Annotated in this window: 23 protein-coding genes; 18 read left to right on the top strand and 5 right to left on the bottom strand. The window is 63.0% G+C overall.

The features are described from left to right. Positions 1-37: 37 nt before the first annotated feature. The gene (locus tag ABIB78_RS08055; RefSeq protein ID WP_429023416.1) at positions 38-1,273 is read right to left on the bottom strand and encodes an ABC transporter substrate-binding protein; all 1,236 of its coding nucleotides are present in this window, start codon (positions 1,271-1,273) and stop codon (positions 38-40) included. Positions 1,274-1,402: 129 nt separating this feature from the next. Here ABIB78_RS08055 and ABIB78_RS08050 point away from each other — a divergent pair, with 129 nt between their 5' ends. Further along, complete coding sequence (locus ABIB78_RS08050; protein ID WP_429023413.1) at positions 1,403-2,212, top strand: IclR family transcriptional regulator; 810 nt, start codon at positions 1,403-1,405, stop codon at positions 2,210-2,212. Here the strand turns inward: ABIB78_RS08050 and ABIB78_RS08045 are convergent. Then, entirely contained in the window at positions 2,188-3,111 is a 924-nt protein-coding gene (locus tag ABIB78_RS08045) for a ketopantoate reductase family protein (protein ID WP_429023410.1), read from the bottom strand. The two genes, ABIB78_RS08050 and ABIB78_RS08045, sit on opposite strands and share 25 nt — an antisense overlap. Positions 3,112-3,302: 191 nt before the next feature. Here ABIB78_RS08045 and ABIB78_RS08040 point away from each other — a divergent pair, with 191 nt between their 5' ends. Both ABIB78_RS08040 and ABIB78_RS08035 read left to right on the top strand, forming a co-directional pair. Further along, positions 3,303-4,118 carry an ABC transporter ATP-binding protein gene (locus ABIB78_RS08040; RefSeq protein WP_429023407.1) on the top strand — a complete coding sequence of 272 codons (816 nt, stop codon included), beginning with the start codon at positions 3,303-3,305 and terminating at the stop codon, positions 4,116-4,118. After that, entirely contained in the window at positions 4,118-4,903 is a 786-nt protein-coding gene (locus ABIB78_RS08035) for an ABC transporter permease (protein ID WP_429023405.1), read from the top strand. Before ABIB78_RS08040 ends, ABIB78_RS08035 begins: the two co-directional genes overlap by 1 nt. Here the strand turns inward: ABIB78_RS08035 and ABIB78_RS08030 are convergent. Further along, positions 4,900-5,742 (bottom strand): helix-turn-helix transcriptional regulator, encoded by an 843-nt coding sequence (locus ABIB78_RS08030; RefSeq protein ID WP_429023403.1) that lies wholly within the window; start codon positions 5,740-5,742, stop codon positions 4,900-4,902. The genes ABIB78_RS08035 and ABIB78_RS08030 overlap by 4 nt on opposite strands. A 92-nt stretch (positions 5,743-5,834) precedes the next feature. Here ABIB78_RS08030 and ABIB78_RS08025 point away from each other — a divergent pair, with 92 nt between their 5' ends. After that, positions 5,835-6,719: an SDR family oxidoreductase gene (locus ABIB78_RS08025; RefSeq protein ID WP_429023401.1), complete on the top strand. Its 885-nt coding sequence runs from the start codon at positions 5,835-5,837 to the stop codon at positions 6,717-6,719. 16 nt (positions 6,720-6,735) lie between these two features. After that, the gene (locus tag ABIB78_RS08020; protein WP_429023399.1) at positions 6,736-7,461 is read left to right on the top strand and encodes an SDR family oxidoreductase; all 726 of its coding nucleotides are present in this window, start codon (positions 6,736-6,738) and stop codon (positions 7,459-7,461) included. A 9-nt stretch (positions 7,462-7,470) separates the two neighbouring features. Here ABIB78_RS08020 and ABIB78_RS08015 read toward each other — a convergent pair whose 3' ends face one another. Then, positions 7,471-8,796, bottom strand: a complete 1,326-nt coding sequence (locus ABIB78_RS08015; RefSeq protein WP_429023396.1) for a 4Fe-4S binding protein — start codon at positions 8,794-8,796, stop codon at positions 7,471-7,473. Positions 8,797-9,118: 322 nt separating this feature from the next. Beyond that, entirely contained in the window at positions 9,119-9,568 is a 450-nt protein-coding gene (locus ABIB78_RS08010) for a cupin domain-containing protein (RefSeq protein WP_429023394.1), read from the bottom strand. Between the two features lie 166 nt (positions 9,569-9,734). Here ABIB78_RS08010 and ABIB78_RS08005 point away from each other — a divergent pair, with 166 nt between their 5' ends. The 13 genes from ABIB78_RS08005 (at position 9,735) to ABIB78_RS07945 (ending at position 21,934) form a co-directional block, all read left to right on the top strand. Then, positions 9,735-10,760: an ABC transporter substrate-binding protein gene (locus ABIB78_RS08005; protein ID WP_429023392.1), complete on the top strand. Its 1,026-nt coding sequence runs from the start codon at positions 9,735-9,737 to the stop codon at positions 10,758-10,760. Between the two features lie 42 nt (positions 10,761-10,802). Continuing rightward, entirely contained in the window at positions 10,803-11,504 is a 702-nt protein-coding gene (locus ABIB78_RS08000) for an NUDIX hydrolase (protein ID WP_429023390.1), read from the top strand. Between the two features lie 400 nt (positions 11,505-11,904). Then, complete coding sequence (locus ABIB78_RS07995; RefSeq protein ID WP_429023389.1) at positions 11,905-14,586, top strand: arylsulfatase; 2,682 nt, start codon at positions 11,905-11,907, stop codon at positions 14,584-14,586. A 135-nt stretch (positions 14,587-14,721) separates the two neighbouring features. After that, a complete protein-coding gene (locus ABIB78_RS07990) occupies positions 14,722-14,952 on the top strand; it encodes a hypothetical protein (protein WP_429024035.1) in 231 nt (76 codons plus the stop codon). A 76-nt stretch (positions 14,953-15,028) separates the two neighbouring features. After that, positions 15,029-15,394 (top strand): hypothetical protein, encoded by a 366-nt coding sequence (locus ABIB78_RS07985; protein WP_429023386.1) that lies wholly within the window; start codon positions 15,029-15,031, stop codon positions 15,392-15,394. Positions 15,395-15,707: 313 nt separating this feature from the next. Continuing rightward, positions 15,708-16,145: an ABC transporter substrate-binding protein gene (locus ABIB78_RS07980; RefSeq protein WP_429023384.1), complete on the top strand. Its 438-nt coding sequence runs from the start codon at positions 15,708-15,710 to the stop codon at positions 16,143-16,145. Further along, complete coding sequence (locus ABIB78_RS07975) at positions 16,145-16,291, top strand: hypothetical protein (RefSeq protein WP_429023383.1); 147 nt, start codon at positions 16,145-16,147, stop codon at positions 16,289-16,291. Before ABIB78_RS07980 ends, ABIB78_RS07975 begins: the two co-directional genes overlap by 1 nt. Positions 16,292-16,388: 97 nt before the next feature. After that, positions 16,389-16,694 carry a GlsB/YeaQ/YmgE family stress response membrane protein gene (locus tag ABIB78_RS07970; RefSeq protein ID WP_429023380.1) on the top strand — a complete coding sequence of 102 codons (306 nt, stop codon included), beginning with the start codon at positions 16,389-16,391 and terminating at the stop codon, positions 16,692-16,694. Between the two features lie 171 nt (positions 16,695-16,865). After that, positions 16,866-17,810, top strand: coding sequence for a division plane positioning ATPase MipZ (locus tag ABIB78_RS07965; protein ID WP_429023379.1), 945 nt, complete (start codon positions 16,866-16,868; stop codon positions 17,808-17,810). Between the two features lie 260 nt (positions 17,811-18,070). Then, complete coding sequence (locus tag ABIB78_RS07960; RefSeq protein ID WP_429023376.1) at positions 18,071-18,571, top strand: hypothetical protein; 501 nt, start codon at positions 18,071-18,073, stop codon at positions 18,569-18,571. A 546-nt stretch (positions 18,572-19,117) separates the two neighbouring features. Continuing rightward, entirely contained in the window at positions 19,118-20,428 is a 1,311-nt protein-coding gene (locus ABIB78_RS07955; RefSeq protein WP_429023374.1) for an ABC transporter substrate-binding protein, read from the top strand. A 22-nt stretch (positions 20,429-20,450) separates the two neighbouring features. Further along, entirely contained in the window at positions 20,451-21,224 is a 774-nt protein-coding gene (locus ABIB78_RS07950) for an ABC transporter ATP-binding protein (protein WP_429023371.1), read from the top strand. A gap of 5 nt (positions 21,225-21,229) precedes the next feature. Then, positions 21,230-21,934, top strand: a complete 705-nt coding sequence (locus ABIB78_RS07945; protein WP_429024034.1) for an ABC transporter ATP-binding protein — start codon at positions 21,230-21,232, stop codon at positions 21,932-21,934. Positions 21,935-22,040: the final 106 nt, after the last annotated feature.

The following is a 22,040-nucleotide window of genomic DNA, read 5'->3' as shown; positions in this document are numbered from 1 at the left end:
ATGCGCGACCGTGCGTCGCGGCGAATAATGGTGCGTCTTATTTGTCGAGCTTGCAGCCGCCCGTTCCCTCGGCGCGGAACGCCTTCTCGCCGGGGATGACCGCGATCTTCTGGTAGTAGTCCCAGGGATATTTGCTCTCGTCCGGCTTCTTCACGCGGTAGAGCGAGAGGTCGTACACGACGCGGCCGTCCTTGCGGATATGCGCGGGGCGGCCGAAGAAATCGACCGGCAGCTTGCGCATCTCGTCGTTGACCGCCTTGGCCTCGTCGCTGCCGCCGGCCTCGATCGCCTTCAGATAATGGCGCACGGCGGCATAGGTCGCCGCCTGCAGCTTGGTCGGCTCGCGCTTCTCGATCTCGATGAAGCGCTTGGCGAAGGCGCGGGTGCCGTCGTCGTCATCCCAGTAATATTGGGACGCGATGTACATGCCCTGCGCGTCGCGCAGGCCGATCGAATGAACGTCGGAGATGAAGGTCAGCATGCCGACGATGGTCTGCCCGCCCTGTTGCAGGCCGAATTCGTGGGTCTGCTTCACCGCGTTGACGGTGTCGGCGCCGGTGCCGGCCAGCGCCACCACCTTGGCGCCGGAGTTTTGCGCGGCCAGCAAGAAGGACGAGAAGTCGGTGGTGTTGAACGGATAGCGCACCGCACCTTTCACCTTGCCGCCGGCATCGGTGACGGCGCGCGACGCATCCTTCACCATCGCGCTGCCGAACGAATAGTCGACCGCGACAAAGAACCATTCCTTGCCGACGCGGCGGCTGAGCTCGCCGACCAGGCCGGCCGATAGCGCGTAGGTGTCGTCGGCCCAATGCGTGATGACGGGCGAACATTTGTCGCCGGTCAAATCGGACGTCGCGGCGCCCGAGACCAGCGCGGTCCGGTTGCTCTGCGTCGCAAGTCCGGCAACCGCAAGGCCGACCGAGCTCACCGCGAGATCGGTCACGGCGTCGACATGTTCGACATCGAACCATTGCCGCGTGATCCCGACCGCGACGTCGGGCTTGTTCTGGTGGTCCGCCGAGATGATCTCGATCGGCTTGCCCAGCACCTTGTTGTGAAAATCCTGGGCAGCAAGCTTGGCGGCGGTCACCGAGCCCGGCCCGCCGAGATCCCGGCCGCTGCCGTAATCGCCCAGAACCGCAATCCGCACCACTCCGTCCGAGATGTCCGAGCCGTCGGGCCCGGCGTGCGCCAGCGGCGCCGAGAGCATCAGCGTGGCGATCGCGAAGGCGGCCCATGTGCGCAAGGCGTCTGTCTGCGGCAACTGCAATCCTCCGGTCGATTTTTATATGTCCATCTGATGGACATTATTATCATAATATGCGATATTATCCGGGCGTGCCGATTGGTCAAGCGCGCTGGATGCAGCGCGCCCTGTCGAATTTGCGGATGTGGATGGATGGCGAAGAAACCGAAGGCTGAAGCCCAAGACACGGAGCTCGGCGCGGAGCGGGGGGCGTCAGGCGTGCGGGCGGTCGATCGCGCGATCGCGATCCTGCAATGCTTCACGCCCGATCAGCCGGCGATGAGCGTGATCGAGATCCAGAAGCGCGTCGGGCTAAGCCGGCCGACGCTCTATCGCCTGCTGCAGACGCTGGCGCAGCGCGACCTGATCCAGGCCGAAGGCGACCCGCAGCGCTTCCGCCTGTCGCACGGCGTGATGAAGCTGTCGCATGTCTGGCTGAAGGGGCTCGAAGTCGTCACGATCGCACGTCCGGTTGTCGAAGGCCTGCGCGAGGCGACCGGCGAGACCGCCGCGCTGTTCCGCATGCAGGAGGATCGCGGCATCTGCATCCTCGAATGCGAGAGCCGTCACGTGCTCTCGATCAGCCGTGGCGTCGGCGACAGTTCGAGCCTGACCCGGGGCTCGACCGGCAAAGCGATGCTGGCCTTCATGGACCCGGCGCGGCAGGCCGCACTTCTCGCCACCATCCCGAAGAGTGCCGACCGCGCGCGGCTGGAGGAAGCGTTGGCATTTGCCCGGCGCAACGGCTATGCGACCAGCCACAGCGAGATCTTCGCCGGCACGGTCGCGGTCTCCGCGCCGTGTTTCGATCACCGCGGCAGCGTCGTCGGCTCGGTCGGTCTCTACGGGCCGAGCGCGCGCATCGACGAGCAGAAGCTGCTGGAATTTTCCAGGCTGGTGCGTGAGGCCGGCCGGCGGATTTCAGTCCTGCTGGGATTTCAGGACGGCGCACCCATCGCATAGGGCTTCAGCACCGCATAGAGCATGTCGTGCGTCGGCGTCGGTACGCCGAGCTTGCGGCCGAGTTCGACCACCTTGCCGTTCAGCCAGGGTAGTTCGAGCCGGTTGCCGCGTTCGAGATCGAGTGCCATCGAGGCCTTCATCGCCGGCGGCGCGTGTCCGATGAAGTCGAGCACCTTCGCAAGCGGGTCCGGCGGCAGCTTGATGCCGCTGGCGTGGGCGATGGCGATGATCTCCTCGCAGGCTGACACGAAGAACGGGCGCAGATCGGGATCGTCGCGTAGTCTGCCGATCGGCTGCCGTGTGACGGCGGTCATGCCGGCATTGGTGGCGAGGCCTATGAACTTCATCCAGAGCTCGGTGTTGATCTGCTCGCTCAGCGTCGCATCGAACCCGGCCCTCAGGGAGAGCTCGAGCAGCGCCTTGCCGCGCGGCGTGATGCGGCCGTCGAGCTCGCCGAAGATCATGCGCATGAAGGTACCGACCTGGTTGATCACGCCGGGCTTGATGATCGAGGCGCTGATCTGCGCCACGCCGCCCATCACGGCGTTGCGTCCCAAGATCGAGATCAGCCTGTCAGGCGCGTCGATGCCGTTCTGCAGCGGGATCACGGCGGTGTCGGGGCCGATCATCGGCTTGATGTGCTGGCCGGCGCTTTCGACGTCCCACAGCTTGACGCAGAACAGCACGACATCGACCGGGCCGACGCGCGCCGGGTCGTCGGTCGCCTGGGTCGGGACCAGATGGCTTTCGCCGCGGCCGCCCTGAACCTTCAGCCCCTCGCTGCGCATGGCGGCCAAATGGGCACCGCGCGCGATAAAGGTGACGTCGGCTCCGGCATGCGCGAGCGCCGCACCAAAGCCGCCCCCGACGCCGCCAGCGCCCACCACTGCGATCCGCATGAGTTTCTCCTTGTCCGCCGCTTTGGCCCGCAGCCTCGACGATGTCGGCGCAATGCGCAACCGGGTTGCGCATTTGCGCAACCCGGCCTGTCTGAAAACTGCGTGACCGCAGCCTGCGCCATCTTCCTGCGTTGAACTTGCCGGCCCGAACCGCTAAGCCATCTCGCAAAGTTCGGGAGGGATGCGTGGCGATGACGGAGCCGACGGCGGTCGCGCTTGACGGTGCGACGGTGGCGTTTCGGTTGGCGGATGGACGCGTCTATACCGCGGTCGAGCAGGCCAATCTTTCGGTGGCGCATGGCGAGTTCGTCGCCATTGTCGGCCCGACCGGATGCGGGAAGTCGACGCTGCTCAATGTTACCGCCGGGCTGTTGAAACCCGCGGCAGGAACGGCAAGGATCTTCGACCGGCCGCTCAGCGGCCTCAACCGCGACGCCGGCTATCTTTTCCAGGCCGACGCGCTGTTCCCGTGGAAGACCGCGATCGACAATGTCGCGATCGGGCTCGAGATCTCAGGCACGCCGCGCGCCGAGGCGCTCGCGCGGGCGCAGAAATGGCTCGTAGCGGTCGGGCTCGGCGCCTTCGCCAATCGCTATCCGCACATGCTGTCGGGCGGCCAGCGCAAGCGCGTCGCCCTCGCGCAGGTGTTGATCCGCGATCCGAAGATCCTGCTGATGGACGAGCCGTTCGGCCCGCTCGACGCCCAGACGCGGCAGATCATGGGCAATCTGCTGTTGGAATTGTGGACCGCCGACCGCAAGGCGGTGCTGTTCGTCACCCACGATCTCGAGGAGGCGATCGCGCTCGCCGATCGCGTCGTGATCATGTCGGCCGGGCCCAGCGCGCGCATCATCGGCGACTGGCGCATCACGCTGCCGCGGCCACGCGACATCGCCGAGATCAGGATGGAGAAGGATTTCCATGCCCTGCATCGCGAGATCTGGGGCGTACTGAAGGACGAGGTGATGAAGGGCTATGTCCAGTCGACGCAGGCGGGAGCCGCCTGATGTCGCGCGTCACGTTGCTTTCCCTGCAGGTTCTGGTCGCCGTCGTCACGCTGGCGTTGTGGCAGTTCTTTTCCACCGTGCCGGTGTTCGGCAAGGTGCTGCTGCCGCCGTTCTTCTTCTCCAACCCGGTCGACGTCTTCAGCCAGATCGTCAAGTGGTTTTCGAGCGGGGTGATCTGGAAGCATCTCGCGATCACGCTGTGGGAGTCGATCCTCGCCTTCGTGATCGGCTCGGCCGGCGGCATCCTGGTCGGCTTCTGGTTCGCGCGGCAGCCGCGCGTCGCCGCGGTGTTCGATCCCTATGTGAAGATGGTCAACGCGCTGCCGCGCGTGGTGCTGGCGCCGATCTTCGCGCTGTGGTTCGGGCTCGGCGTCTGGTCCAAGGTCGCGCTCGGCGTGACGCTGGTGTTCTTCATCGTGTTCTTCAACGTCTATCAGGGCGTCAAGGAAGTGCCGACCACCGTGCTCGACAATGGCCGCATGCTCGGCATGAACGAGCGGCAGCTGATGCGCCACGTCTACTGGCCTTCGGCGCTGTCCTGGATGTTTTCCTCGCTGCACACCTCGGTCGGCTTTGCCGTGGTCGGCGCGGTGGTCGGCGAATATCTCGGCTCCGCCGCCGGCCTCGGCTACCTGATCCAGCAGGCCGAAGGCGTGTTCGATGTCGCCGGCGTGTTCGCCGGTATGTTCGTGCTGTCGGCTTTCGTCATCCTGATCGACATGGCGGTGACGATGGTCGAAAAGCGGCTGCTGGTGTGGCGGCCGACGGCGGTGACGCGGGATTAGGTCTTGTCAGGCGGGATGTCCATCAGCCTGCGGATCTTCTCGGCCACCTCCGGATCAACAGGATTGTAGACGATCATGCTGAGGTCGGACCGGCCATCGACCGCGAACGCGGAATATTCGAACTTGACCTGGCCGAGGATCGGGTGCCGGAGCTGCTTGACGCCCTCGCCATGGGTTCGCACGTCGTTGTCGCGCCAGAGCGCCGCGAATTCCGGGCTGAGCCGGCAGAGTTCATCGACAAAGGGTTGCACCTCGGCGGCCGCGCCGGCGCGCATCGCGTCCACCCTGAACGCCCCGACGACGAAGCGCGCCATGCTTGCCCAGTCGTGTTGCGCGGCGCGGACGCGCGGATCGAGGAACATGAAGCGCAGCACGTTGCGCTCGCGCGGCGGCAGCGATCCATAGTCCGTCAGCATCACGGTCGCCGCCCGGTTCCAGGCGACGATGTCCCATGTCGCGGTCCTGATCACCGCGGGGCTCGGCAGCAACGCGTCGAGCACGCGCTGCAGCCGCGGCGAGACGCCTTCATTCTTCTGGTAACGCACCTCGGGCGTGCGGCCGAGGCCGAGCAGGAACAGATGCTCGCGTTCGACATCGGTCAGCATCAGCGCACGCGCGATGCGGTCGAGCACATCGGCCGACGGCGCGCCGCCGCGGCCCTGTTCGAGCCACGTGTACCAGGTCGCGCTGATGTTGGCGCGCTGCGCCACCTCCTCGCGGCGCAGGCCCGGCGTCCGCCGCCGCGCGGGTGGAAAGCCGAATGTCGCCGGATCGAGCTTGCTGCGACGGTCCTTCAGGTAAGCGCCGAGCAGGTTCTCTTGTTCGACTGACGCGCTCATGCTGTTAGAAACTATACCATGATAAGGTCACTACTTTAACAGGATAGCGCGCGGGGCCAGATTTGTCTCCAACGAAACTTGGAGACTTCCTCATGCGTGTGTTTGTTACTGGTGCCACCGGATTTATCGGCACTCCCGTCGTCAAGGACCTGATCGCCGCCGGACATCAGGTTCTTGGCATGGCCCGTTCGGACGAGGGGGCGAACGCGATCTCTGCCTTCGGTGCGGAGGTTCTTCGCGGCTCGCTCGAGGACCTTGATAGCTTGCGCAAGGGGGCAACCGCTTCGGATGCTGTCATTCACCTGGGCTTCGTTCACGACTGGTCCAATTTCGCCAAGAGCTGCGAGATCGACCGCTGCGCCATCGAAGCCCTGGGTTCTGTTCTGGCGGGATCGGACCGGCCCCTGATCGTGACCGGTGGATTGGCGGGATTGGCCGGGGCCGGCCAGCTTGCGATTGAGACGCAGATGATATCGCCGGACTTCCCGTTCCCGCGCGTGTCGGAGCAGACGGCTCTGTCGCTGAAGGGCGTCCGCGCATCGGTCATGCGTCTTCCCCAGGTCCATGATCCGGTCCGGCAGGGTCTCATCACCCCATTGATCGAGGTGTACCGCGCAAAGGGCGCGTGCGCTTATGTGGGCGACGGGCAAAATCGCTGGCCGGCGGCGCATGTCCTCGACGTGGCGCGTCTCTACCGGCTGGCGATCGAACAGGCCGAGCCGAACGCGAGATATCACGCGGTCGCGGAAGAGGGTGTTCCGATGCGCGAGATTGCCGAAGCGATCGGGCGTCGCCTGACGTTGCCGGCCAAATCCATCGCCCCGCAAGAGGCCGAGGCCTTCTTTGGTTGGCTCGGCACCTTCGCGGCATACGACATGCCGGCCTCCAGCGCGCAGACGCGCAAGAAGCTCGGATGGGAACCGGTCGGGCCGGGCTTGATCGCCGATCTCGATCAACTGGCCTATTCAGCGCAGTAAGAAGTGGAGACCAGCCATGGCAGATGCTGCGATGTCGCTCGATGGCAAGCGTGTGATCGCAATCGGGGGATCGTCGGGGATTGGCTTCGCCGTCGCTACGCTGGCGCGGGAGCGGGGTGCGGGGGTGGTGATTGCCTCCAGCAAGGCGGCCAATGTCGATGCGGCGGTTGCGCGGTTGCCGGGATCTGCGGGCAGCATCGTCGATCTGCGCGACGAAGCCAGCGTGTCGCGCTTCTTCGATCAGGTCGGCAGCTTTGATCACCTCGCGATCACGGCGGGCGATTGGGACCTGCCGGTGTTCGCCGCGACGCGCGATCTCGATCTCGCCGCCGCGCGCGAGGGCCTCGCTCTCCGCTTCTGGGGCGCGCTCGCGGCGGTCAAGCACGGCAGCCGCGTGATCGCTCCGAACGGATCGATCACGCTGACCGGCGGCCTGCTGGCGCATCGCCCGCAAAAAGGCATGCCGTTCGTGACCGCGGCTGCGGGCGCGATCGAGAGCCTGGCCCGCGGCCTTGCCGTCGATCTTGCGCCGGTCCGCGTCAATGCCGTGTGCCCCGGGCTCATTCTCACCGAGCGTGTCAGACAGATGCCGGAAGAGAGGGTGCGCGGCTATGTGGCGGGCTTGCCACTGCCGCGCGCCGCCTCGCCGGCCGAAGCGGCCACGGCCTATCTCTATCTGATGCTGAACAGCTATGTCACCAGGCAGACTCTTCCGGTGGACGGCGGCGGTCTGTTGGTGTGAGCAATTCGCTCAGAGCGGAAAGCACCGCATGTAGGCCGCGAACAGCTTCTCATCGCTGTAGCTCACCAGCCCTGTGGCAATCGCGTCGGCAAGCTCGAGGTCGCGGTTCTGCACGCGCAGCCATGCCTGGGCATCTGCGGTGATGGTCAAAGCCGCATCTCCGACATGACGCCCCGGCACCACCTGGAGATCCTTGCCTTTGATCACGACCGTCATATCCAGCGCGCTTGCACCGGTGAAGCGCAGATGCGTCACGGAATCGAGACCTCGCGCCCGGCCGCGCTGAAATCCGAGCGAGAGCGAGAAGATGTAGGCCTGGATGCTGCCGCTATGGCGGCCGGACGTGACATGCTGGACCTTCTTGTGAGGAAAGCGCCGCGTCACCGCGTCCTCGGCGTCAGTATCCGGAATCACGTAGACGAGTTCGTCCTTGTCGATCAGCGGCTTCACCACGTCGGCGAAATGCGCGTCGCGATCGTGGAGGAAGGGCCCGATTACGTCTTCGCCGGCCGGGCAGGCCGAGATGCAATAGGCCGCCTTGTAGCCTGGCTTGAACGACAGCGATTGCCAGATGTTCAGCGTCTCGGTGCGGGGAACGCGGGCGCGATAGTCCTTGGCGTCCTTTGACTCCGCGACCTTCTCCACCCACTGCGTGAAGTTGCCGAGAAAGTCGTGATAATTGTGGGTGTGGCAGGACAGGAAATCGAAGCCGCCGTCCGGCTTGATGGCGCCGACCGGGCAGGCGGCGACGCACAGCTTGCATTCCAGGCAGGGATTGTAGTCGATCGGCTGGTCATGGGCGTCGACCTCGCATCCGAGCAGGACGGTGCCGAGCAGGACGAAGCTGCCGAATTTCGGGTGGATGACGCTGCGATGGATTCCCATGCGCCCGAGGCCTGCTTCGACGGCGATCGGCTTGTGCTGAACCATCATGATCCTGGGCAGGTCCATCTCCATCGGGAACGCGGCGACTGAATTGCAGGCCGGGATGCCGTGCTCGTCGAGCGCGCGGACGATGGCGCGTGCGGTCTCATTGACGTGATCGTAGGTGCCGTGGAATTCCTCGTTGGCGACCGAGCGCGAAGGCGAGCGCACCGGCTCGCGGTTCATGCTGCAGGCGATCGCAAGCAGGGAGCGCGTCCGGCCATAGACCTTTCGAATGAAGTCCCGCTGCGGCGCGATGGCCGCGCGCTCGAACTCGATGATGCCGACGTCATCGGCGCCGCAATTCCGCGCGATCTCCTTGATGAACTCCGATGAAACCGGGACATCGCGGACCGGTCGACTGCTGCGTGCGCGCACAGCCCTGACCGTGGGGTGATCGTCCAGGCTCATGGTTCCGCCCTCTATAAATGACGATCATCATATTACGAAGCGGCCGGGACTGAGGCAAGTGAATTATCTGTCAATCGTCATATGACCGGGCGTCATTGACGGCGAGATTGCAGGGGCAAGACGAAGCGTGGCAGCCTCCGCGAGAGAAATCCTTTCTGAAAGCGACTGGCCTTCATGCATCGTCATGGCCGGGCTTGTCCCGGCCATCCACGTCTTTCTTCACCTGGAAACGAAGGCGTGGATGCCCGGGACAAGCCCGGGCATGACGAGTTTGTGGGGAGATTGAGGCCCGTCATCGGGCGCGCGTTCGCGAGACCCGTTCTCAGTCCAACAGCTTGGTATCGTCCGGCGCCTGCGGCGGCGTCTTGATTGCGATCGCCTTGATGGCGCGTCCCTGCGGCTTGGTGCCGCCATGCGGCGTGCCCTTCGGGATCACGATCAGGTCGCCCGGCTTCACCGTCACTTCCTTGTCGCCGAGCCAGACCGTGCCGGTGCCCTCGAGCACGAATTGCATCTCGTTGGTGTTGGGGTGCATGTGCTTCGGCACATTGCCGTCCTGGATCGAGATGGTGGCGCCGTCGGCCGAGACGAACATCTTGGAACGGAAGCCGACCTTGTTGGCGTCGCCGAGCTTGTCGCCGTCCATCTCGCCGGTGTGGATGACCTGCGCGGTGATGCTCTCGGCCGCGAGCGCCGGCCGTAGCAAATGGGTGACGCCGCAGCCGGCGGCAAAGGCGGCGGCAATCGACAGCGCGGTTGCAATGCGATTCATGAAGACCTCCCTTGATGTTTCCCCTGAAGTATTCTTGGTGCTTCTTCGGCTTTTCTTGTATCCGAGATGCTATGTCGCCGCCGCCGGCTTGACCAGCTATCGGAAAGTCGCCTTCTCAAGCCGTGTCGGCTCCTCTATCTTGCCGGCCAGTCGAACGGAGGACGTCATGAACAAACTGCTTGGCAAGCTTGCCGGAACGCTGCTGGCATTGACCCTGTCGACGGGCCTTGCCGCAGCGCAAAGCAAGATCACCATCGCGGTCGGGGGAGGCGCCTGCCTGTGTTATCTGCCGACCGTGCTGGCCAAGCAGCTTGGCGAATATGACAAGGCCGGGCTTGCGGTCGAACTGGTCGACCTCAAGGGCGGCTCTGATGCGCTCAAGGCCGTGCTCGGCGGCAGCGCCGATGTCGTCTCCGGCTATTTCGACCACTGCGTCAACCTCGCGGCCAAGAAGCAGGAGCTGCAGGCCTTCGTGGTCTATGACCGCTATCCCGGACTTGTGCTCGTGGTCTCGCCCAAGCACACCGGCGAGATCAATTCGATCAAGGATCTCGCCGGCAAGAAGGTCGGCGTCAGCGCGCCGGGCTCCTCGACCGATTTTTTCCTGAAATATCTCTTGAAGAAGAACGGCCTTGACCCCACGGGCGTCGCCGTGATCGGCGTCGGCCTCGGCGCGACGGCGGTCGCGGCGATGGAGCAGGGCCAGATCGACGCTGCCGTGATGCTCGATCCCGCCGTCACTGTTCTGCAGGGCAGCCATTCCGATCTCAAGATCCTGAGCGACACCCGCACCCAGCACGACACGCTTGCGGTGTTCGGCGGCGAATATCCCGGTGGCGCGCTCTATTCGACCGCGGCCTGGGTCAACGGCCACGAGAAGGAGGTGCAGGCGCTGACCAACGCCATCATGGCGACGCTGGCCTGGATCCATTCGCACACCGCCGAAGACATTATGGCCAAGATGCCGGACGAGATCGTCGGAAAGGACAGGGCGCAGTATCTCGCAGCGCTGAAGAACACGATCCCGATGTTCTCGGAAACCGGCAAGATGGACCCGAAGGGCGCCGAAGCCGTGCTCGCGGTGTTCAGCGAGGGCTCGCCTGAGGTCGCGAAGGCGGGCATCGACGTCACCAAGACCTACACCAACAAATATGTCGATCAGGCCAAGAAGACGACCGGAAGCGCGAAGTAATTCGCGCGGAGCTCATGCCGAAATGAGTTTGCGGTGAGTGACATGCAGTCTCCGCTCATCTGTCGCGTCTCCGCGCTCGACTTGGCATTGCAGCGGCGCCCATGGCCGTTCGCGGACGAGCGGCGGGGCGAGATCGATGCGCATTTCGCCGAGCAGCAGCGGCTGAACCCGAACCTGTGGAACGGTCGCGTCCTGCTCGGGCGCGATCCGGTGTTTGCCGGCGAGCGGCTCAGCGCGAGCTATTTCGAGACCGATTTCGCGAGCTTCCTCGCCTGGCGCGACTGGGGCTTTCCCGACCGTGAGATCTTCAACGGCTTCGGGATGGGCGCGCTGCTCTCAAGCGACGGTGCCTTCGTGTGTGGGGTGATGGGCGAACAGACCGCGAATGCCGGACGCATCTATTTCCCCTCCGGAACGCCCGATCTCGACGACATCAGGGGCGAGACCGTCGATATCGCCGCCAGCGTGATGCGGGAACTCGAGGAGGAGACGGGGCTCGTGCCGTCGGATTGCCGCGGCGACGCCGACTGGCACTGCATCTACACCGGGACTGCGCTCGCGATGATGCAGATCCTGCGGGTCGACATGCCGGGCGACGCGCTGCGTGCACGGATCGAGTCCAACCTCGCGCGCCAGAAAAATCCGGAGCTCGCGGGCATCCATCTGGTGCGCAGCCGTGCCGATCTTAACGCCGCCATGCCGCGTTTCGTCACTGCGTTCATCGAAACGCAGCTGCCAGCCTAGGCGTGTACGCATAAGGTCCGCTTCTGAGGGGGAAGCGGTAGCTACTAGGATAGCTTTCCGCGATTGATCCGGATCAATTCACGGAAGGAATTGACGCCAAGAGTGAGCTAATTCGTCGAACGTGCCGGATGCGGCACCCGTAAAAATCCGGTACGTCCGACTGTCGCATTGGTGACGCGGCGAATTCGATAGCGTAGTGTGCCAGATCGCGTAGACTGTATGAGCTTCGATTTATGGAAGCCAAGTCTGCTTGCAGGTGAACCGATCTGAGAACGGAAGCAGCTGCTTGATCCAGATCAAATACTGAATCTATCAATTTTGTTACGCAAAGTTTTCCGACCTCGATTGCACGGAATCTGCCTGACTTCTCTGACCTCTATTGCGAGCAAGGAGTGCGGCTATGACTCTTCACAAATCGTCGTTTTTGGCCTTCAGCTTGACACTCATCGTTTCGTTTTCGGCAGCAGCTCAGCAAGTCACCGGCACGCCGGGCGCGCCAAGTGCCACCACGACGATCGACGGCTCGCAGTTGCCGGCTCCGCCCGAAAAATTCGGCGGCAAGATCGAGCGTGAGGCGACGAAGTCAAAACCGTACTGGCCGGCGCGCATCGTCCCACCCAAGGGGGCGCCGAACGTGCTCTTGATCATCACCGATGATTCCGGGTTTGGCGTCCCCAGCACATTCGGCGGCGTCATCCCGACGCCGGCGCTCGACCGGATTGCGAAGGACGGTCTTCGCTATACCAATTTCCATTCTACGGCACTTTGTTCGCCGACACGGGCGGCGTTGATCACCGGTCGTAACCATCACTCGGTCGGCTATGGGGTGGTCGCCGAGCAGGCAACCGGCTATCCCGGGTACGACAGTGTCATCACCAAGGACAAGGCGACCATCGGCCGAATCCTGCAGGACAACGGCTACCATACGGCGTGGTTCGGCAAGAATCACAACACACCTGAATATCAGGCGAGCCAGGCCGGCCCGTTTGATCAATGGCCGACCGGCCTGGGCTTTGAATACTTCTATGGCTTCATGGGCGGCGACACCAATCAGTGGGAGCCGGGAAACCTCGTTCGCAACACCACTCCGATTTATCCTTACGTTGGAATACCCGGCTGGAATCTGATGACGGCAATGGCCGACGAAGCAATTGACTATGTCAATCGCATCCATGCACTTTCGCCTGATCAGCCTTTCCTCATCAAGTTCGCACCGGGTGCCACCCACGCGCCGCACCATCCAACCCAGGAATGGGTGAAGAAGATCAGCGAGATGCACCTGTTCGATCAGGGCTGGAACAGGCTGCGGGACACGATCTTCGAAAACCAGAAGAAACTCGGTGTGATTCCGCAGAACGCCAAGCTGACGCCGTGGCCGCAGGACCTTATCAAGGAATGGGACCAGCTCAATGCCGACGAAAAGAAGTTGTTCCTGCGACAGGTCGACATCTTTGCGGCCTACGTCGCGTATGCGGACAACGAGATCGGCCGCGTCGTTCAAGCAATCGACGACCTCGGCAAACTCGACAACACCTTGATCATCTATATCAACGGCGACAACGGCACGAGTGCGGAGGGCCAGCCGAACGGCACGCCGAACGAAGTGGCGATGTTCAACCAGGCCAATCCGTCCGTCGACGAGCAGCTCAAATACTTTTACGACGTCTGGGGCACCGATCGCACCTACAACCACATGTCGATCGGCTGGGCCTGGGCGTTCGACACGCCGTTCTCGTGGACCAAGCAGATCGTGTCGCATTTTGGCGGCACCCGCCAGGGCATGGCGATCTCATGGCCGGCGGTGATCACGGACAGGGGCGGGATCCGCAATCAATTCCATCATGTCATCGACGTCGTGCCGACCATCCTCGAGGCGGCGAATATCAAGCAGCCAACGATGGTAGACGGCATCAAACAGAGCCCCATCGAGGGTGTCAGCATGATGTACACGTTCGATAAGAAGAACGAGAACGCGCCCTCAACGCACACGACACAGTACTTCGAGATGTTCGCCGACCGCGCGATCTATCACGACGGATGGATCGCCAGCACCAAGGTGTTGCGGCCACCCTGGGTAACGATTGCCAAGCTGCCAAGCCCGCTCGATTACCCCTGGGAGCTCTACGATCTCAAGAACGACTGGACGCAGTACGAGGACCTGGCGGCCAAGAATCCGTCCAAGCTGAAGGAGATGCAGGATCTGTTCTGGAAGGAAGCCGAGAAATATCAGGTGCTGCCGCTTGATTCATCTGTGGCCGGGCGGTTGGTGACACCGCGACCGAGTCTAAGTGCCGGCCGTACATCTTTCGCCTGGACCCGGCCGATGACCGGCATACCGAACGGCGATGCCCCGAGCGTGCTCAATACGTCCTACGACTTCAAGGCCGACGTCGAGATTCCGCAGGGTGGCGCCGAGGGCATGTTGATTACCCAAGGTGGACGGTTCGGCGGCTACGGCTTCTACCTCCTGAAAAACAGGCCGGTGTTCACCTGGAATCTGGTCGACCTCAAGCGTGTGCGCTGGGAAGGGCCGGAACTGACGCCCGGCAAGCACCAGATCGAGTTCGACTTCAAATATGATGGTCTCGGGGCCGCAACCATGGTGTTCGGCGACTACAGCGGCATCGGAAAGGGCGGCACTGGGGTGCTGAAGGTCGACGGCAACACGGTCGCGACGGAGAAGATGGAGCACACGCTTCCGTTCATCCTCCAGTGGGATGAGGCTCTCGATATCGGGTCGGATACCGGCACACCGGTCGACGACAACGACTACAGCACGCCGTTTACCTTCACCGGCAAGCTGAGCAAGGTCACGCTGAATATCGATCGGCCGAAACTGAGCTCCGAAGACATCAAGCGACTTGAAGCCGTGGTCCGAGCGGCCGGCGACGGGCCGTCACCCGATGCCGGCAAGACCTCGGCCGAAGCCGCCACTCCGGAGGTTTCAAGCGGTGTCGGCTTGAGTCTAGTTCAGAAAATCGGGCTGCGCCTGGACAAGCGTGAGGGCTGCCGCAAGCAGGCGGAAGCGCAAGGCCTCGGTCTTCTCGAGCGAATCCAGTTCGTCCGGAAGTGCATGCAGTGAATATCGCCATCGAAAAGTTGTCGTGCTGACGAGATCGATCGTGCGCAGCGCGATCGCTCCAAGATCCACAAGTTGAGGAGAACGACGATGAAGGTATCTGTTTCGAGACTTGCTGCGACGATCGCCATCGCTCTGATGTCGGCAACATTGCTGACGATAGAACCGCCGTCAAAGGGCGGACTTTCATTTGGTGTGGTGGGTGCTCAGGCACGGGTAGGTCGTCCTGCGACACCCGGAAGCGTGGCCGGCGTGGCAAGACGGACCAGCCGCCGCGCGGTCGTTGGCGGGGCAGTTGTCGGTGGCGCCGTGGTTGCACCTGTGGTGCGTCCAAGGTGCGGCTACTATCCATATCCGCCTTGCTATTGAGATGTTCTGGGCTCTCCGCCGCAGTTATGGCTGCGCGGAAGAGCCGGGTGACCTCGCTTTTCAGAAAGGAATTGCCATGAACGCAGCCATTCTAGGACTCGCAGCAGGAGCCGGACTGCTGATCCAGGTTTCCGACCAGGTACCAAAATTCGACGTTGCGGCGACCTGCAAAGGTTCCGTAGAAGCCGACAAGGAGATGGGGTTGGTTTTGCCGCAAAGTCTCGACAAATGCATGAGCGACGAGAACTCGGCGGAGCAACAATTGGGGCCGATCTGGACTTCTTATTCCGCACCCACCCGAGCCCAATGTGAAGGCGAGGCCACCGCTGGCGGAAACGCGAGCTACGTTGATTTGCTGGTCTGTCTGCAAATGACCGGTGGCACGAGCGCAACTTCGGTTACTAGCCTCAAAGGAGCAAGCAAGCGGAAATCGCAAAAGTGAATATCGTCGGTTTCCGGCCTATGGCCGACGTTCATTCAGACCGGCTTCTATGTCGCCCTTGAGGGCAAAGCCGACGCGGGTTTTATGAGTACCCGCCCGGTGCCGCACGTCTGTGGCGTTCCGCTGAAACTTTGCGCAAGCCTGTGCCGCGGCGACGCAGCCATCGCTCCTGACATTATCGGCCGCTCCCCCTGTGATAGAACGGCACGACAACAAAAAATGCAGTGCACAATCTCTGGGGAGGGATTCATGTCGGTCAGGAGGGCCCGCCCGCTGGCTCGCGGGTCTGTCGGTCGCGCTTGCGGCGCTGGGCGTGGCGGCTGCCGCGCAGGCGCAGGACAAGAGGATCAAGATCGGCGTGATCTTCGATCTGACCGGCCCGCTCGCCGGCGGTGGCTCCGAGCTGCAATATACCGGCGTCAAGATCATGCTCGACCATTGCGCCAGGACCGGCGTCGAGGGTTACAAGGTCGAGGCCGTCTATGCCGACGCGCAGAGCAAGCCCGACATCGCCATCAACGAGGCCGTCCGCCTGCTCGAGCAGGAGAAGGTCGACATGGTGATGGGCTTCTTCTCCTCGGCGCAATGCGTACCGGTGGCGGCCCGGGTCGAGCACATGAAGAAGTTCATGTGGATCACGACCTGCATCTCCTCGGGCGTGTTCGGACCTGCATCTCGTCGGGCGTGTTCGACGGCAAGAACTACAAATACGTGTTCCGCCCGCAGGCTGCCGGCAACCAGTACGGCGTGATGACGACCGACTTCATCGCGCAATACTCCATGTCCAAGTTCGGCAAGGAGCCGAAGGACCTCCGCGTTGCCATCATCCATGAGGACGGTGCCTATGGCGTCGCCAGGTTAGCCGTCATCGACGGCTTTGAACCATTGCGGACCTGAGTGCCCACGGAAAGTCGCCGCTAGGAACTCTGGGGACTTTCTGCGGTTAGTCTTGCACATCAGTCGGCCGACCCTCTTTCGACCGAAGGAGGCCAAGATGTACATTTCAGGTGAAGGCCTTGTAGTCATCCTGCTGGCTGGCCTTATCGCAGGTTGGTTGGCGGGAAAGATTGTTGCAGGCGTGGGTTTTGGTCTGATCGGCGACATTGCCGTCGGAATTGTCGGTGCCCTGATCGGCACATGGCTATTGCCCCGCTTGGGCATTCACATCGGCAGCGGCTTCGTCAACACCATCATTGTCGCCACTATCGGTGCCATTGTGCTGCTGCTGATCATCCGGCTGCTTGGCGGCGCATTTCCGCAACGACGATGGGGCGTTCCGTGGCGACGTTGGCGACTCTAGGGCGATCCTGGTAACTCAGAAAGTGCATGCGCCGGTGTTGGAGAGGCTTGTCAATCCATGGATCTTTGTAACCGCCTCGCCATTTCGGATTTTGCCACGACGTCCTTTGGAACCGAGCGTCGTTGATCGAATTCATCTCTCAGCGATAATTGCAGATTTGCCAGGCCTGTGATGCTGTACACGGCACCGATTGCAGTGCCGGGGGCGCCGCACGTGGTCGTCATCGGGAATGAGAAAGGTGGCTCAGGAAAGACGACGATCGCGATGCATCTGGCTGTCGCGCTTCTGAAGCAGGGCCAGCGGGTCGGCACCATCGATCTCGACAGCAATCAAAGGGCTCTCACGCGATACATCGAAAACCGGCGCATCTGGGCCAACCACCGACGGGTCAATCTGGAAATTCCGCTGCATCGTTACGTTCGGCGTGCGGAGGGGGCGAAGCTGGACGACAATGAGGCCGCAGAATTGGCGGCTTTCGGGGAGGCGGTCTCCAGCCTCAAGGAGTCTCTCCATTTCCTGGTGATCGATACCCCTTCAACGGATACTTACCTGATGCGTCTCGCCCACCTCGTGGCGGATACGCTGCTGACGCCGGTCACTGACAGCTTTCTCGACCTCGGCACGCTGGCCTCAATCGATCCCATCACACACGAGGTGACGGGAACCGGTCACTATGCGGAGTTGGTGTGCGACGCCCGCAGGCGACGCCGCCAATTTGACCGGGGCCATACCGATTGGGTCGTCATCCACAACCGCTCATCGGCGCGCCGGCTGGCGCGGCGGGGTCTTGCCGAAGCAGGAACAAGGCTCGGGTACAGGGATGTCGGAGGTTGTTCTGAACGAAGCGTGTATCGGCAGTTCTCCGCTTCCGGTCTCACCGTCCTTGATACACTGGACGAAGCAATCCTCGGCGAGCGCCCGGATCGGTCGCATCGACTGGCCCAACAGGAGATGTATCATCTCATCGAGCTGTTAAGGCTGCCGATCAGCGAGCGCGCACGCCGGAGGGCTGCGGCGCGCGGGGAGTGGTTTGCGTCGGCACATGCGCCGCTTGATACTGGCGACCTGCTGGCCGATGAAATTGCCGATCTACAGGAACCGGCTCACTCTCCGTGATTCCGGGAAAGGCGCGAAAGTGCGCGCGCCGCCCAAAGGCGCAGGGACAAATTCGCAGTTCATCGTAATCTCGTGAACTGGTGCGAACCGCCGCTGCTCTCCGCTTGATTTGGCGGGCCGGCGGCATGTCCTTGTTCCGAATATTCCCCGCTTCTCGGGGACTTGAATGCCCGATCACATGGGTTTGAGAAGCGGCACGCGGAACATCCCTCGGCGGTGATGCTTGCCTCGGTCACAAATCACAGAAAAGGGAGCGTCCAATGCCGAAACTGAAGACTGCAAGTCTTGCCATCCTCGGCACCGCGGCCATTGTTGCTTCGGTGCTCGCGAGCCCAGCGATGGCCGAGGGCAAAATAGCCAAGGATGCGAAGTATACGCAGGCCCAAACCAGGACCAAGGGAACTCAAACTCACGCCACAGGCCAGCGCCACTTTCAGCGTGACGCGGCCTACCCAAGCCAGCGGATCCGTAACGCCAACGCCGCCTTGCCGAGCGAGAGAGTGTACCGCAGGCCTGCCGGGCCCGGTGAGGTGGCGGGCAATGTCGTAGGCGGCGCCGTCGCGACCGCGGGGGCGATCGCAACTGCCCCCTTCCGAGCCTTCGACAACAGCTATAGCTACTACGATAACAGCTATGGCAACTACTATGGCTACGGCTATGGCGGCCGCGACTGGAAGACCTACGCCGCCCACAACAACCTTTCCTGCACGCCCGGCACCACGTTCAAGGGGCCGGACGGCCTGCAACATCTCTGCCAGTAATCCCTCGACACAAAGAAGAGGAAGAGGCGGCCCGAGCGGCCGCCTTTTTTGAGGGGTGTGCCGGCTGCGACATTTCGTTCGCAACCGTAATATGATTCTCAAGAAAATTGACGAGTTTGCCAATGTAGAGATCGGCGCTATGTCACCGGATCGCTCGATGAGATCTCATGCACTGTCCAACCAGATTCGAGCCGGTGATCAACATGAAGTCTGCGAAAGCACTCGGGCTCACCGTGCCGTCCTTTCCACTGGCCACCGCCGATGAGGTGATCGAGTAGAGCTCCTGCCGCTATGCATGAGTCCGATTGTGGGCCCATAGCCGGCGTTCATTCAGACCGGCTTCCACGTCGCCTTCATGACGGCAAAGCATACGCGGGTTTTATGAGTACGCGTCCTGCCATCGCGCGTCCGCACCGTACCGCCGAAACTTTGCGCAAGCCTGCGCCGCGGCGACGCAGCCATCGCGCTTGACATCATCGGCCGCTCCCCCTGTGATAGGGCAGCACGATAACAAAAATGCAGTGCACAATCTCTGGGGAGGGATTCATGCCGGTCAGGAGGGCCGCCCGCTGGCTCGCGGGTCTGTTGGTCGCGGTTGCGGCGCTGGGCGCGGCCGATGCCGCGCACGCGCAGGACAAGAAGATCAAGATCGGTGTGATCTTCGATCTGACCGGCCCGCTGGCCGGCGGCGGCTCCGAGCTGCAATATACCGGCGTCAAGATCATGCTCGACCATTACGCCAGGACCGGCGTCGAGGGGTACAAGGTCGAGGCGGTCTATGCCGATGCGCAGAGCAAGCCCGATATCGCCATCAACGAGGCCGTCCGCCTGCTCGAGCAGGAGAAGGTCGACATGGTGATGGGCTTCTTCTCCTCGGCGCAATGCGTACCGGTGGCAGGGAGGGTCGACCAGATGAAGAAGTTCATGTGGATCACGACTTGCATCTCGTCGGGCGTGTTCGACGGCAAGAACTACAAATACGTGTTCCGCCCGCAGGCCGCCGGCAACCAGTACGGCGTGATGACGACCGACTTCATCGCGCAATACTCCATGTCCAAGTTCGGCAAGGAGCCGAAGGACCTCCGCGTTGCCATCATCCATGAGGACGGTGCCTATGGCGTCGACGTTGCCAAGGGCAACGAGGCCGGCGCCAGGAAGGCCGGCTTCAACATCGTGCTCAAGGAGGGCTATTCGGCGACAGCGCCCGATCTGTCGGCGCTGGTGACCAAGCTGAAGCGGGCCAAGCCCGACGTGATCTTCCACACCGGCTACAATCCGGACATTACCCTCTTATTCCGCCAGGCGCGCGAGCAGGGGCTGAAGTTCGGCGCCATCGTCGGCCACGGCGCCGGCTATGGCGTCTACGAGAAGCTGAAGGAAGGCCTCGGCGCCGACGCCAACTATCTCTTCAACACCGACCCGATCTCGATCTGGCTCGCCAACCAGAACGGCATGGATGCCAAGCTGCCGCCGGTCATCAAGATGGTCGGCGAGGAGTTCGACCGGCTGAAGCCCGGGGTGCCGATCCGCTCCGCCCATGTCGGCATCGGTGCGGCCAACGCCTATGTGTTCCTCGACGACGTACTGCCGCGCGCGATCAGGAAGTATGGCGGCATCGATCCGGACGCGCTGCGCAAGGCCGCGCTCGACACCGACATTCCCGAGGGCGGCACCATGCTTGGCTACGGGGTGAAGTTCTACGGCGAGGGCGAGCAGTACGCCGGGCAGAACGCGCGCTCGTTTCCGGTGGTGCTGCAATATATCGACGACAAATCCTATGTGGTGTGGCCGAAGAGCCAGATGCAGCGCGAGACCGTGCTGCCGCTGCCGGCCGGCACCACGTACAGCTACAAATAGCTCGCTCGCGAAAGGGACCGCCGTGCTCGTCGTCGAAGGTCTGGTCAAGCGGTTTGGCGGCTTTCGCGCCGTCAACAACGTGTCGTTCCGCGTCGAGCAGGGCGAAATCCTCGGCTTGATCGGCCCGAACGGCTCGGGCAAGAGCACGATCTTCAACATGCTCTCGGGCACCTTGCCGCCGACCGAAGGCTCGATCCTGTTCGACGGCCGCGAGATCGCGGGCCTCGCCCCGCACCGGATCATCGTCGGCGGCATCGGACGCACCTTCCAGATTCCGCGGCCGTTCCATCGTCTCAGCATTTTCGAGAATGTCGTGCTCGCCGGCTTCTACGGCCGGGGCCGTCACAGCCGCAGCAAGGCCGAGGAGGCGGCCGAACGCGCGCTCGCGATGGTCGGCCTGCCGACCGATCGTCACGGTAGCGTCGAGGGCCTGGGCGCGGCCGGGTTGAAGAAGCTCGAACTCGCCAAGGCGCTCGCCACCGGCCCGAAACTCTTGCTCGCCGATGAAAGCCTCGGCGGGCTTGACGAGACCGAGATGGACCAGGCCGCCGACATGCTGCGCCGTATCCGCGACGAACTCGGCATCACCATCATCTGGGTCGAGCACATCATGGGTGTGCTGATGCGGGTGGTCGATCGCGTGATGGTGCTGGATCACGGCGAGAAGATCGCCGAGGGCCTGCCGGCCGATGTCGCCGGCGATGCCAAAGTGATCGAGGTCTATCTCGGCACCGATGCGGATGCGAGCCTGGCTGCCGCCGTCGCCGAGCAGGCGCGCCGCCGGATCGGGGCGTGACCGGCATGCTGGAATTGAAATCGATCGACGCGGGCTATGGCAGCTTCCAGGCGCTGTTCGACGTCAGCCTCGACGTCAGAGCGGGCGAGGCGGTCGGCGTGATCGGCCCGAACGGTGCCGGCAAGACCACCTTGATGCGCGTGATCTCCGGGCTGATCCGCCCGACCAGAGGCACCATCGCGATGGAAGGCACAGACGTCGTCACGACGCCTGCGCACCACATCGTCAGCCTCGGGATTGCGCATGTGCCGGAAAATCGCCGGCTGTTTCCGCGGCTCACGGTATCAGACAATCTGAAGATGGGCGCCTACATGCCGGGCGCCCGGGCGCACTACGCCGAGCGGCTGGAGTTCGTGTTCGAGCTGTTTCCGCGGCTGAAGGAGCGCCTGCAGCAGATGGCCGGCACCATGTCGGGCGGCGAGCAGCAAATGTGCGCGATCGGCCGCGCGCTGATGTCGAACCCGAAGCTGCTGCTGCTCGATGAGCCGTCGGCCGGGCTCGCGCCGGTGGTGGTGCAGCAGGTGTTCGAGCTCGTCAAGCGCATCCGCGCCAGCGGGCTGACGGTCTTGATCGTCGAGCAGAACGTGCAGCAGGTGCTGCGCGTGGTCGACCGCGCCTATCTGCTGGAAGCCGGCAGCATCCGCGCCACCGGGTCAGCGGCGGAGCTGGCGGCAAGCGACACCATCAAGCAGGCGTATTTGGGGGTGTAGGGGATGATTGGATTGGTCGGGACGATCACCGCGAGGTCTACTCCCTCTCCCGCTTGCGGGGGAGGGCCGGGGTGGGGGGTGTCTCCACGAGTCGAATTGCGGAGAG

It is taken from the genome of Bradyrhizobium sp. I1.14.4 (genome assembly GCF_050435825.1).
Classification (GTDB): Bacteria; Pseudomonadota; Alphaproteobacteria; order Rhizobiales; family Xanthobacteraceae; genus Bradyrhizobium.
The sequence above is the reverse complement of the archived record's forward strand: the minus strand, read 5'-3'. Positions and strand labels throughout refer to the sequence as shown.